This is a genomic window from Enterobacter sp. T2, assembly GCF_010692925.1.
GTDB lineage: Bacteria > Pseudomonadota > Gammaproteobacteria > Enterobacterales > Enterobacteriaceae > Enterobacter > Enterobacter kobei.
Map to the genome: position 1 here is coordinate 3,968,668 of NZ_CP048736.1, position 11,979 is coordinate 3,980,646.

An 11,979-nucleotide genomic window follows, 5' to 3' on the forward strand; every position below is an offset into this window, starting at 1 on the left:
GCGCCCGGCTTTATCCCCATACTGGGCGCTGTCGCTTTTTAAACCAGGAAACAGTACCTCTGACAATGAATTTACAGCATCACTTTCTTATTGCCATGCCTGCTCTCCAGGATCCGATTTTTCGCCGCGCCGTGGTTTATATTTGTGAATACAATGAAGACGGCGCGATGGGCATTATCATCAATAAGCCGCTGGAAAACCTGCAGGTTGAAGGGATTCTGGACAAGCTGAAAATCCCGGCTGAAGCACGACTGCCGGAGATCCGGCTTGATAAACCAGTGATGCTGGGTGGACCACTTGCAGAAGATCGCGGCTTTATCCTGCATACCCCGCCGGTATTCTCTTCCAGTATCCGCATCTCCGATAACACCGTGATCACCACCTCGCGCGACGTTCTCGAAACGCTGGGTACCGCAGAACAGCCTTCCGAAGTGCTGGTGGCGCTGGGTTACTCGTCGTGGGAGAAAGGCCAGCTTGAGCAGGAAATCCTCGATAACGCCTGGCTTACCGCACCAGCGGACATGAATATTCTGTTTAAAACCCCGATAGCCGATCGCTGGCGCGATGCGGCAAAACTGATTGGCATTGATATTCTGACCATGCCTGGTGTCGCGGGGCACGCCTGATGAGCGGAACACTTTTGGCCTTTGATTTTGGTACCAAAAGCATTGGCGTCGCTGTGGGTCAGCGCATCACCGGTACCGCGCGTCCGCTCACGGCCCTGAAGGCCAACGACGGCACGCCTGACTGGAATCTTATCGAACGACTGCTGAAAGAGTGGCAACCGGATGATGTTATCGTTGGGCTGCCGCTGAATATGGACGGCACCGAACAACCCCTTACCGCCCGCGCGCGTAAGTTCGCCAATAAAATCCATGGCCGCTTTGGCGTCTCCGTGAAGCTTCACGACGAGCGTCTTAGCACCGTCGAAGCGCGTGCTGGCCTGTTTGAGCACGGCGGCTTCCGGGCGCTCAACAAAGGCAGCGTAGACTCCGCCTCTGCCGTCATCATCCTCGAAAGCTATTTCGAACAGGGCTATTAATCTCAGGGGCCTATAGCCGCCCCTGCGCCCGTCTCTCCGCCACGCTTTGATCAAAGTTCTGCATTCCCGCCTGCTGGCCTGTTTGAATGATACCGGGCAGTTGCCACGTTTTTCCTTCACGAATAAGATTTGCCGCCGCCGGGGTATTCACCAGCAGTTCATACAGCGCGACACGCCCACCCTGCAGGTCGGGAAGCAGCCTCTGTGCCAGCACCGCACGCAGGCTACCGGCCAGCTGGTTACGTACCGGGTCTTTCTCCTGCGCCGGGAAGGTGTCCACCAGCCGATCAATGGCCTGCGAGGCACCCCGCGTATGCAGTGTCGCCAGCACCAGATGCCCGGTCTCCGCCGCCGTCAACGCGAGACGGATCGTCTCTGCATCACGCAGCTCCCCCAGCAAAATCACATCTGGATCCTCGCGTAACGCTCCGCGCAGCGCCTCGACAAAAGACGGGCAGTGCTGACCTATCTCCCGCTGCTGAATCAGGCAGCGTTCGCTCCGGTACAGATACTCCACCGGATCTTCAAGCGTGAGGATATGCCCGTCAGTATGGTGGTTGAGGAAATCGACCATCGCCGCCAGAGTGGTGGATTTGCCGCTGCCGGTCGCCCCCGTCACCAAAATCAACCCGTTGTCACTGGATAACAGTTCCGGAATGGCACGCGGCACGCCCAGCGAAGAGAGTGGCGAACAGGTGCGTGGCAGCAACCGCAGGGCGATGGACACCCCGTTAATCTGCTTAAACGCACTCCCGCGCAGACGCTGGCCTTCTGCCACCGTCACGGCAAAATCGACCTGACCGTGAGCCCACCAGCTTCCCTGCTGCTCATCATTGAGCCACGCTTTTAATAACGCCCCGACATCAGGCGGCGGAAACGGCGCGGGTTCAAGGCGTCCTGACCGGCGCCAGCGGGGTGGCGAATCACTGCACAGGTGTAGATCGGAGACGTTATGCTTTACACTAAGGGCCACCATTTCTTCCACATCCATAGACTACTCCTCGGAAAATGAACGACATTGCGCATAACCTGGCACAGGTCCGGGACAAAATCTCAGCTGCCGCAACGCGTTGCGGCCGTGCTTCAGAAGAAATTACGCTCCTTGCAGTCAGCAAAACCAAGCCTGCGAGCGCCATCGCAGAAGCGATTGATGCAGGCCAGCGCGCATTTGGTGAGAACTACGTGCAGGAAGGCGTGGATAAAATTCGCGACTTCCGGGAAAAGGGGAATACGGATCTTCAGTGGCACTTTATTGGTCCATTGCAGTCGAACAAAAGCCGTCTGGTGGCAGAGCACTTCGACTGGTGCCATACGATTGACCGTCTGCGCATTGCCACACGCCTGAACGAACAACGCCCGGCAGAGATTCCAGCGCTTAACGTGCTGATACAAATCAACATCAGCGACGAAAACAGCAAGTCTGGCATTGCGCTGAGCGAGCTGGATGCGCTGGCCGCAGACGTGGCCGCCCTGCCACGCTTAACCCTGCGTGGGCTGATGGCTATTCCGGCGCCAGAGTCAAGTTATGAAAGGCAGTTTGCCGTGGCACAGCAAATGGCTGTAGCATTTGAGGCGCTTAAAGCGCGCTACAACACGGTAGACACGCTTTCTCTGGGCATGTCGGATGATATGGAAGCCGCCATCGCGGCAGGCAGCACTATGGTGCGCATCGGTACCGCCATTTTCGGTGCGCGCGACTACTCCAAATAATAAGGAAACCTGAGGAACGCCATGAAGACGTTGACTTTCCTGCTCTCAACGGTCATTGAGCTGTATACGATGGCGCTTTTGCTGCGCGTCTGGATGCAGTGGGCCCGTTGTGATTTTTACAATCCGTTCTCCCAGTTTGTCGTGAAAATCACGCAACCTATTGTCGGGCCCCTGCGCCGTATTATCCCGGCCATGGGTCCCATCGACAGCGCTTCGCTGCTGGTAGCGTTTATTCTTAGCGTTATCAAAGCCATCGTGCTGTTTATGGTCATCACCTTCCAGCCGATTATCTGGATTGCCGCCGTGCTGATTCTGATCAAAACCGTCGGTCTGCTGATTTTCTGGGTGCTGCTGGTGATGGCCATCATGAGCTGGGTGAGCCAGGGGCGTAGCCCGGTAGAGTATGCCCTGATCCAGCTGGCCGAGCCGCTGCTGCGTCCGATCCGTAACTTACTTCCTTCTATGGGCGGCATCGACTTCTCCCCGATGATCTTGGTTCTGCTGCTCTATGTGATCAACATGGGGATCGCTGAACTGCTGCAGTCTACGGGCGACATGCTGTTGCCGGGGCTGTGGATGGCGCTATGAGTGCCGTAAGCACCTGCGCAGACGGGCTGGTTTTGCGGCTGTATATTCAGCCGAAAGCCAGCCGTGACAGTATTGTTGGACTGCATGGCGACGAGTTAAAAGTCGCCATCACCGCCCCGCCGGTTGACGGTCAGGCAAACGCGCATCTGACCAAATATCTGGCAAAACAGTTTCGCGTGGCCAAAAGCCAGGTCATCATTGAAAAAGGCGAACTGGGGCGGCATAAACAGGTAAAAATCCTCAACCCGCAATCCATCCCGACGGAAGTCGCGGCTTTGACAGAACAGGACTAAACCATGCAGAAAGTTGTTCTCGCGACCGGCAACGCCGGTAAAGTGCGCGAGTTGGCCTCGCTATTAAATGATTTTGGGCTGGATGTGGTCGCTCAGACCGATCTTGGCGTAGATTCTGCCGAAGAGACGGGGCTGACGTTTATTGAAAACGCGATCCTGAAAGCACGCCATGCCGCGCAGATTACCGGTCTGCCCGCCATTGCCGATGACTCCGGTCTGGCCGTCGATTTCCTTGGCGGCGCGCCGGGGATTTACTCTGCTCGTTATTCCGGTGTTGATGCAACCGACCAGCAGAATCTGGAAAAGCTGCTTGTTGCCCTGAAAGACGTACCGGACGAACAGCGGACCGCACAGTTCCACTGCGTGCTGGTCTATCTGCGTCACGCAGAGGACCCGACGCCGATCGTCTGCCACGGTAGCTGGCCGGGCGTGATTACCCGTGAAGCTGCGGGCAACGGCGGTTTTGGCTACGACCCGATTTTCTTTGTCCCGTCCGAGGGCAAAACCGCAGCGGAACTGACCCGCGAAGAGAAAAGCGCGATTTCCCACCGTGGGCGCGCACTGAAACTGTTACTGGAAGCACTGCGTAATGGCTAATTTGCCACCTCTGAGTCTTTATATTCACATCCCGTGGTGCGTGCAGAAATGCCCGTACTGCGATTTCAACTCGCACGCGCTGAAAGGTGAAGTGCCGCACGATGACTACGTTGCGCATCTGCTGGCTGACCTGGACGCCGATGTACCTTACGCACAGGGACGTGAAGTTAAGACCATTTTCATTGGTGGCGGTACGCCGAGCCTGCTGTCAGGCCCGGCGATGCAGACGCTGCTGGACGGCGTGCGTGCGCGCCTGAACCTGGCCGCGGATGCTGAAATTACGATGGAAGCCAACCCCGGTACCGTTGAGGCCGATCGTTTTGTCGAGTATCAGCGTGCAGGCGTGAACCGTATTTCCATCGGCGTGCAGAGCTTTAGCGAGCCAAAACTGAAGCGCCTGGGGCGCATTCACGGTCCTGAGGAAGCAAAGCGTGCGGCAAACCTGGCGACAGGACTGGGTCTGCGCAGCTTTAACCTCGATTTGATGCACGGCCTGCCGGACCAGTCGCTCGACGAAGCGCTGGACGATCTGCGCCAGGCGATTGAACTTAACCCGCCGCATCTGTCCTGGTATCAGCTCACCATTGAACCCAACACGCTGTTTGGTTCCCGTCCTCCGGTACTGCCGGATGACGACGCGCTGTGGGATATTTTCGAGCAGGGCCACCAGTTGTTAACCGCTGCGGGGTATCAGCAGTACGAGACGTCTGCGTATGCGAAACCGGGGTATCAGTGTCAGCACAACCTGAACTACTGGCGTTTTGGCGACTACCTGGGAATTGGCTGCGGCGCGCACGGTAAGGTGACTTTCCCGGACGGTCGCATTCTGCGTACCGCCAAAACCCGCCACCCGCGAGGGTATATGGAAGGCCGTTATCTCGAGCGCCAGCACGACGTTGAGGCGGCGGATAAACCGTTTGAGTTCTTTATGAACCGCTTCCGCCTGCTGGAAGCCGCGCCGCGCGCGGAATTTGCGCGTTACACCGGTCTGCCGGAGTCAGTGATTCGTCCTCAGATTGACGAGGCGCTGGCGCAGGGGTATCTGACTGAGTGTGAAGATTACTGGCAGATCACCGAGCACGGCAAACTGTTCTTAAATTCCCTTCTTGAGCTGTTCCTCGCCGACGATTCCTGAAGGCTAATTCAGGTTTTTGCATCCCGTTCTGCCAGCTGAGGGAAAGGCTGGCAGAGTGTGGGGATGGAAAACTCAAAACAACTTCGCAAACAAATGACGCCCGAAGAATTTCGCCTCTGGTATTTGCTCAGAGGTCGTCGGTTCTTTGGCTATAAGTTTCGCCGCCAGATGCCGATTGGGCCGTATGTTGCAGATTTTGCCTGTTTTAAGGCGAAATTGATTATTGAGCTCGACGGAGGGCAACATCAAAGCAAAGAGAAATACGATTCACGTCGTACAGAGTTTTTGCATACAAATGGCTGGGAAGTCGTGCGATTCTGGGACAATGAATTTACTTCTCAGGAAGAGGAAGTGCTGACGGTTATTCTTCAAAAATTGCAGAGCCTGATGCCCTCATCCTAACCCTCTCCCACAGGGAGAGGGAACGTTTACACCCTCTCCCCTGGGGAGAGGGCCGGGGTGAGGGGCCCAGCGCGCAGAGGATTACTTCAACGTCCCCACCAGCGCCTTCCGGCTATCTTCCAGCGACACCACGCGTTTACACACGTCTTTGCCGAACTGCTGGAAATCATCTTCCTGGTTCTTCCACTCGTTCTGAATTGAGGTCTGCAAGCCACCCAGACTGCCCAGCACGCCCTGCAGCGGGTTACCGCCGCCCTTCAGGACCGCTTTAGCCCCCATCTCGTTGATGCTGTCCTGCAGGATGCCGCCCATCGCCTGGTTCACCAGCTGCTGTCCGTCAGCACGGACCTGATCAATCGCCTTGTAGTGGAACGTCAGGCCATCAGAGCGCGTCTCGATAATCCGGTTCATCTGCTCTTTGAGCTGCTTATCGAGCTTCGTCAGGCGGGAGCGCATATTGCTGCTCTCCCCCACCTCTTTGGTAATGATCTTATCCAGTGCAACACGGCTTTTTTCAACGCGCGTCAGGGCACCTTCATTAATCCATGGCAGCGCGGTACGCAAATCGGCCTGATAGTCTTTCGCCTGCTCACGCTGTGCGGCTGTCAGATTGTACTCTTTGCCGTTAAAGGTGACGTTCCCTTGCGGCGTAATCACCAGATTGCCGTTCTCGCCTTTGACCTGCACGGTTTGCGGGCTTAACACCACGTCATCACGCGGGGTGACGCTACATTTATACTCCGCATGGGCGGTGAATCCGGTTGCCATCAAAGCAACAGCCAGCAACGTTTTGCGCATCTTAAACACTCCCTCAGACAAAATGGGCCAGCTAATGCTGGCCCCGTACTTGCTTTATTAGTCCCACCAAACGTCGAAAAGTTCGCTGACGCGGACATCTTCCAGCTTGTGGTCTTCAAGCCATTTACGAACCAGCGCCTGATGTTCTTCGGTGCATTTACCCACTTCCTGGGTGCAGATCAGACCTTCCCACGCCAGGTAACCGCTACCGTCGAAGGCCAGCTTGTTGGGCTCAATCACGTCGTTGATGAAGGCATCCACGTCCTGATCGATCTGTTCTACACTGGTGCCTTCCGGGAAACGCCACGCAACGGAGAAACCCACTTCCTGGAATTCTTCGATGTGCATTTTTTTACGCAGACGACGGCTACGATTCTTTGCCATTATTTCACCCTCTCGAACATTAAGTCCCATACACCGTGACCAAGACGATGGCCACGCTGTTCAAATTTCGTTACCGGACGTGAATCCGGACGCGGAACATAGTCGTTGCTTTCAGACTGGTTTTTATACCCGTCCAGAGACGACATCACTTCCAGCATATGTTCCGCATAAGGTTCCCAGTCGGTCGCCATATGGAAGACGCCGCCCAGTTTCAGCTTGCTTTTCACCAGCTCGGCAAACGGTGCCTGAACGATACGGCGTTTATTATGACGTGCTTTGTGCCACGGGTCAGGGAAAAAGAGCTGAACCATGGTTAAAGAATTGTCAGGAATCATTTTGTGCAGCACTTCCACCGCGTCATGACACATTACGCGCAGGTTCTCTACACCCTCTTCATGGGCAGTTGCGAGACACGCGCCGACGCCCGGGGAGTGCACTTCAATACCGAGGAAGTTTTGCTCCGGGCGAGCTTGCGCCATGGTCACCAGAGAGGTGCCCATACCAAAACCAATCTCCAGCGTGACTGGCGCTTCGCGGCCAAACAGCCCGGCAAAGTCCAGCGGCTGCTCGCTGAACTCAACGCCCATCACCGGCCAGTAGTTGTCCAGCGCATGTTGCTGCCCTTTTGTCAGGCGGCCCTGACGACGGACAAAGCTGCGAATACGGCGCAGCGGGCGACCGTTTTCATCAAATTCCGGTGAAATGACGTCGTTTTTCATAAAAGAGTTGTCTGCTTGTGAGAATGTTCGGGAAACGGGCATTATCCAAAGTTAAGGCGTCTATGCAAGCATGGGAAAGATCCGGTTTACAGCAGATTGACGCTGTGCTGCAATCTGCGTCCCTGATTATGTGAATCGATGACCATGCAAGCCTCTCAATTTTCAGCCCAGGTGCTGGACTGGTACGACAAATACGGGCGTAAAACCCTGCCCTGGCAAATTGAAAAAACGCCTTACAAAGTATGGCTCTCCGAAGTGATGTTGCAACAAACGCAGGTCGCCACGGTGATCCCATACTTTGAGCGTTTTATGGCACGCTTCCCGACGGTAACAGACCTGGCGAATGCCCCGCTGGACGAGGTATTGCACCTTTGGACAGGCTTGGGCTATTACGCCCGCGCGCGTAATCTGCACAAGGCCGCGCAGCAGGTCGCCACGCGCCACAACGGTAAATTCCCGGAAACTTTCGATGAAGTGGCAGATTTACCCGGCGTCGGGCGTTCAACGGCGGGAGCCATTCTCTCTCTCTCTTTGGGTAAGCATTTCCCGATCCTCGACGGCAACGTGAAGCGCGTGCTGGCACGTTGCTATGCCGTGGACGGCTGGCCCGGTAAAAAAGAGGTTGAGAAACGTCTGTGGGAGATCAGTGAAGCGGTTACCCCGGCCAACGGCGTCGAACGTTTTAACCAGGCGATGATGGATCTGGGTGCGATGGTTTGCACGCGCTCAAAACCCAAGTGCGAACTCTGCCCGCTCAATACTCTCTGCGTGGCCTACGCTAACCATTCGTGGTCGCAATACCCGGGGAAAAAACCGAAGCAGACGCTACCGGAGCGCACCGGTTACATGCTGCTGATGCAGCACGGCGACGAGGTGTTCCTGGCCCAGCGTCCACCGAGCGGCCTGTGGGGCGGTCTATACTGCTTCCCACAGTTTGAAGATGAAGATTTGCTGCGTGAATGGCTTAAACAGCGCGGTATTGCTGCCGATAACCTGACGCAGCTGACCGCGTTTCGCCATACCTTCAGCCATTTCCACCTGGATATTGTGCCGATGTGGCTTCCCGTGTCCTCATTTGCCTCGTGCATGGATGAAGGCACCGCTCTCTGGTATAACTTAGCGCAACCGCCATCAGTCGGGCTGGCGGCTCCCGTGGAGCGCCTGTTACAGCAATTACGTGCCGGTGCAATGGTTTAGCATCGACAAGAAAAAGAGGAATGAGTATGGCCAGAACGATTTTTTGTACTTTCCTGCAGCGTGACGCTGAAGGCCAGGATTTCCAGCTTTATCCGGGGGATCTGGGTAAACGCATTTATAACGAGATCTCCAAAGAAGCCTGGGGACAGTGGCAGAAAAAGCAGACCATGCTGATTAACGAGAAAAAGCTCAGCATGATGAACCCGGAACACCGCAAGCTGCTGGAACAGGAGATGGTGAACTTCCTGTTTGAAGGCAAAGACGTGCACATCGAAGGCTATACGCCTCCAGAAAAATAATATTGAGCGGCTGTTGCCGGGTGGCGCTGCGCTTACCCGGCCTACAAAACCGTAGGCCCGTGCAAGCGAAGCGCCGCCGGGCAATAGCAACGACTAAGCAAACACAACACGCACGCCCGGAATGATGAAAAAACTTTTAGCGCTAGCCCTTGTTGCGCCGTTGCTGGTCTCCTGTTCGTCAAAAAAAGGCGATGATTACAACGAAGCCTGGATCAAGGACACCAACGGTTTTGATATTTTGATGGGGCAGTTTGCCCACAACATCGAGAACATATGGGGATTTAACGAAGTTCTTATTGCCGGACCGAAGGACTACGTTAAGTACACCGACGCCTATCTGACCCGTAGCCACATCAACTTTGATGAGGGTACGATCACCATTGAAACCATCGCGGGTACTGACCCTGCGGCACGACTGCGTCAGGCGATTATCAAAACCCTGCTGATGGGTGACGACCCGGGATCTATCGATCTCTACTCCGATGCCGACGATATCACCATCTCGAAAGAGCCGTTCCTGTACGGTCAGGTTGTCGATCAAACCGGCCAGCCAATCCGCTGGGAAGGTCGCGCCACGAAATTTGCCGACTATCTGCTGCAGACGCGACTGAAGAGCCGCTCTAACGGCCTGAAGATAATTTATAGCGTCACCATCAACCTCGTGCCGAACCACCTCGACAAGCGTGCGCATAAGTATCTTGGCATGGTGCGTCAGGCATCACGTAAGTACGGCGTGGATGAGTCGCTGATCCTGGCGATTATGCAGACCGAATCGTCGTTCAACCCTTACGCGGTTAGCCGTTCCGACGCCCTGGGGCTGATGCAGGTAGTCCAGCACAGCGCCGGTAAAGATGTCTTCCGCGCGCAGGGCAAATCCGGCACGCCGAGCCGTAGCTATCTGTTCGATCCCCAGAGCAACATTGATACCGGCACGGCCTATCTGGCGATGCTGAACAATGTTTATCTCGGCGGCATCGATAACCCGACCTCACGCCGCTATGCCGTAATCACCGCCTATAACGGCGGCGCGGGCAGCGTGCTGCGCGTCTTCTCGAACGACAAAGTGCAGGCCGCAAACATCATCAACAGCATGGCGCCGGGGGATGTTTACTCAACCCTCACCACCCGCCACCCATCAGCGGAGTCCCGCCGCTATCTGTATAAGGTCAATACGGCGCAGAAGAACTATCGTCGTCGATAATCAACACACCTTCTCCTGCAAGGAGAAGGTGTTCTGCTTTCCCTCTCCCCGTGGGAGAGGGTCAGGGTGAGGGCATCAGGCCGCACTCACTCACCCCACCCATACGAAAATGTTATTTGCATCACAATCCAAACTGCAAATTAATGTGGATTGCATTTTTTTGCGGGAGGTAACAAAACATATCGTTGCCAACTGATAGAATTGCATCAAATAACAACCCTGAATGTTCCAAAAACAACATATCTCCCGCTCACTTGTGAGGAAAGTAACATGAACCTTAAGCTGCAGCTTAAAATATTGTCGTTTCTGCAGTTCTGCCTGTGGGGTAGCTGGCTGACTACACTCGGCTCCTATATGTTTGTGACGCTCAAGTTCGATGGTGCGTCAATCGGTGCCGTCTACAGCTCGCTGGGTATCGCGGCGGTCTTCATGCCAACACTGCTCGGTATCGTGGCGGATAAATGGTTAAGTGCGAAATGGCTGTACATGCTTTGCCATCTGGTGGGCGCGGGGACGCTGTTTATGGCGGCCGAAGTGACCACGCCGGGGGCAATGTTTATGGTGATCCTGCTTAACTCGCTGGCCTATATGCCAACGCTTGGGCTGATCAACACCATCTCTTACTACCGCCTGAAATCTGCCGGGATGGATATCGTGACCGATTTCCCGCCAATCCGTATCTGGGGCACCATCGGCTTTATCATGGCAATGTGGGGCGTGAGCTTCGCAGGCTTTGAACTGAGCCATATGCAGCTCTACATCGGTGCCGCGCTCTCCGTGCTGCTGGCGATCTTCACCCTGACGCTACCAACCATTCCGGTTTCAAACCAGCAGAAAAACCAGAGCTGGAGCACTATGCTCGGTCTGGACGCGTTCGCGCTGTTCAAAAACAAACGGATGGCGATCTTCTTTATCTTCTCCATGCTGCTGGGCGCAGAGCTTCAGATCACCAACATGTTCGGCAACACCTTCCTGCACAGCTTCGATAACAATCCGCTGTTTGCCGGAAGCTTTATCGTTGAGCATGCGTCGGTGATGATGTCCATCTCTCAGATCTCTGAGACGCTGTTCATCCTGACCATCCCGTTCTTCCTGAGCCGCTACGGCATCAAGAACGTCATGCTGATCAGTATCGCGGCATGGATGTTGCGCTTTGGTCTGTTCGCCTACGGCGACCCGAGCGCATTCGGCACCGTACTGCTGGTGCTGTCGATGATTGTTTACGGTTGTGCCTTCGACTTCTTCAACATTTCCGGTTCCGTATTCGTGGAAAAAGAAGTGAAGCCTGAAATCCGCGCCAGCGCTCAGGGCATGTTCCTGATGATGACCAACGGCTTCGGCTGTATTCTGGGCGGCGTGGTGAGCGGTAAAGTGGTAGAGATGTACACCACCAACGGCATCACCAACTGGCAGCCGGTGTGGCTGATCTTCGCCGCATACTCGCTGGTGCTGTTCTTCGCGTTCATCGCGCTGTTCAAGTACAAGCACGTGCGTGTGCCGAACGGTGCGCAGCCGATCGCGCACTAATCTTTGGTGTGTTGTGCCCGGTGGCGCTAACGCTTACCGGGCCTACAAAACCCAACCGTAGGCCGGGTAAGGCGAAGCCGCCACCCG

Annotated in this window: 16 protein-coding genes; 12 read left to right on the forward strand and 4 right to left on the reverse strand. The window is 55.4% G+C overall.

Annotated elements, in window-relative coordinates:
- Nucleotides 1–65 precede the first annotated feature (65 nt).
- On the forward strand, nucleotides 66–626 hold the full coding sequence (locus G0034_RS18985; protein WP_008499752.1) for a YqgE/AlgH family protein: 561 nt from the start codon (nucleotides 66–68) through the stop codon (nucleotides 624–626).
- A complete protein-coding gene (ruvX, locus tag G0034_RS18990; RefSeq protein WP_006811925.1) occupies nucleotides 626–1,042 on the forward strand; it encodes a Holliday junction resolvase RuvX in 417 nt (138 codons plus the stop codon). The genes G0034_RS18985 and ruvX overlap by 1 nt, the downstream gene beginning before the upstream one ends.
- A gap of 10 nt (nucleotides 1,043–1,052) precedes the next feature.
- On the opposite strand, the gene G0034_RS18995 is transcribed toward ruvX, so the two are convergent.
- A complete protein-coding gene (locus G0034_RS18995) occupies nucleotides 1,053–2,033 on the reverse strand; it encodes a type IV pilus twitching motility protein PilT (RefSeq protein ID WP_071922901.1) in 981 nt (326 codons plus the stop codon).
- A 17-nt stretch (nucleotides 2,034–2,050) separates the two neighbouring features.
- On the opposite strand from G0034_RS18995, the gene G0034_RS19000 reads away from it, so the two are divergent.
- The 6 genes from G0034_RS19000 (at nucleotide 2,051) to G0034_RS19025 (ending at nucleotide 5,767) form a co-directional block, all read left to right on the forward strand.
- A complete protein-coding gene (locus tag G0034_RS19000; RefSeq protein ID WP_045134813.1) occupies nucleotides 2,051–2,752 on the forward strand; it encodes a YggS family pyridoxal phosphate-dependent enzyme in 702 nt (233 codons plus the stop codon).
- A 21-nt stretch (nucleotides 2,753–2,773) separates the two neighbouring features.
- Nucleotides 2,774–3,340 (forward strand): YggT family protein, encoded by a 567-nt coding sequence (locus G0034_RS19005; RefSeq protein WP_014885192.1) that lies wholly within the window; start codon nucleotides 2,774–2,776, stop codon nucleotides 3,338–3,340.
- Nucleotides 3,337–3,633: a DUF167 family protein YggU gene (gene yggU / locus G0034_RS19010; protein WP_014885193.1), complete on the forward strand. Its 297-nt coding sequence runs from the start codon at nucleotides 3,337–3,339 to the stop codon at nucleotides 3,631–3,633. Before G0034_RS19005 ends, yggU begins: the two co-directional genes overlap by 4 nt.
- A gap of 3 nt (nucleotides 3,634–3,636) precedes the next feature.
- Complete coding sequence (locus G0034_RS19015; protein WP_023331280.1) at nucleotides 3,637–4,230, forward strand: XTP/dITP diphosphatase; 594 nt, start codon at nucleotides 3,637–3,639, stop codon at nucleotides 4,228–4,230.
- Nucleotides 4,223–5,365, forward strand: a complete 1,143-nt coding sequence (gene hemW / locus G0034_RS19020) for a radical SAM family heme chaperone HemW (protein WP_014885195.1) — start codon at nucleotides 4,223–4,225, stop codon at nucleotides 5,363–5,365. Before G0034_RS19015 ends, hemW begins: the two co-directional genes overlap by 8 nt.
- 63 nt (nucleotides 5,366–5,428) lie before the next feature.
- The gene (locus G0034_RS19025; RefSeq protein ID WP_179121193.1) at nucleotides 5,429–5,767 is read left to right on the forward strand and encodes an endonuclease domain-containing protein; all 339 of its coding nucleotides are present in this window, start codon (nucleotides 5,429–5,431) and stop codon (nucleotides 5,765–5,767) included.
- A gap of 81 nt (nucleotides 5,768–5,848) precedes the next feature.
- On the opposite strand, the gene G0034_RS19030 is transcribed toward G0034_RS19025, so the two are convergent.
- From G0034_RS19030 to trmB, 3 genes are read right to left on the reverse strand one after another with little or no spacing between them, the layout of a single operon-like run.
- Nucleotides 5,849–6,565 carry a YggN family protein gene (locus G0034_RS19030; RefSeq protein ID WP_014885197.1) on the reverse strand — a complete coding sequence of 239 codons (717 nt, stop codon included), beginning with the start codon at nucleotides 6,563–6,565 and terminating at the stop codon, nucleotides 5,849–5,851.
- 57 nt (nucleotides 6,566–6,622) lie between these two features.
- On the reverse strand, nucleotides 6,623–6,949 hold the full coding sequence (locus G0034_RS19035) for a YggL family protein (protein WP_014885198.1): 327 nt from the start codon (nucleotides 6,947–6,949) through the stop codon (nucleotides 6,623–6,625).
- A complete protein-coding gene (gene trmB / locus G0034_RS19040) occupies nucleotides 6,949–7,668 on the reverse strand; it encodes a tRNA (guanosine(46)-N7)-methyltransferase TrmB (protein ID WP_014885199.1) in 720 nt (239 codons plus the stop codon). Before trmB ends, G0034_RS19035 begins: the two co-directional genes overlap by 1 nt.
- A 144-nt stretch (nucleotides 7,669–7,812) precedes the next feature.
- Between trmB and mutY the strand changes: the two genes are divergently transcribed.
- From mutY to G0034_RS19060, 4 genes are all read left to right on the forward strand, one after another.
- Nucleotides 7,813–8,865 (forward strand): A/G-specific adenine glycosylase, encoded by a 1,053-nt coding sequence (gene mutY / locus G0034_RS19045; protein WP_014885200.1) that lies wholly within the window; start codon nucleotides 7,813–7,815, stop codon nucleotides 8,863–8,865.
- Between the two features lie 26 nt (nucleotides 8,866–8,891).
- Nucleotides 8,892–9,164, forward strand: coding sequence for an oxidative damage protection protein (locus G0034_RS19050; RefSeq protein WP_003862425.1), 273 nt, complete (start codon nucleotides 8,892–8,894; stop codon nucleotides 9,162–9,164).
- 124 nt (nucleotides 9,165–9,288) lie between these two features.
- Complete coding sequence (mltC, locus tag G0034_RS19055; protein ID WP_014885201.1) at nucleotides 9,289–10,365, forward strand: membrane-bound lytic murein transglycosylase MltC; 1,077 nt, start codon at nucleotides 9,289–9,291, stop codon at nucleotides 10,363–10,365.
- A gap of 270 nt (nucleotides 10,366–10,635) precedes the next feature.
- Nucleotides 10,636–11,892: a nucleoside permease gene (locus tag G0034_RS19060; protein WP_014885202.1), complete on the forward strand. Its 1,257-nt coding sequence runs from the start codon at nucleotides 10,636–10,638 to the stop codon at nucleotides 11,890–11,892.
- Nucleotides 11,893–11,979: the final 87 nt, after the last annotated feature.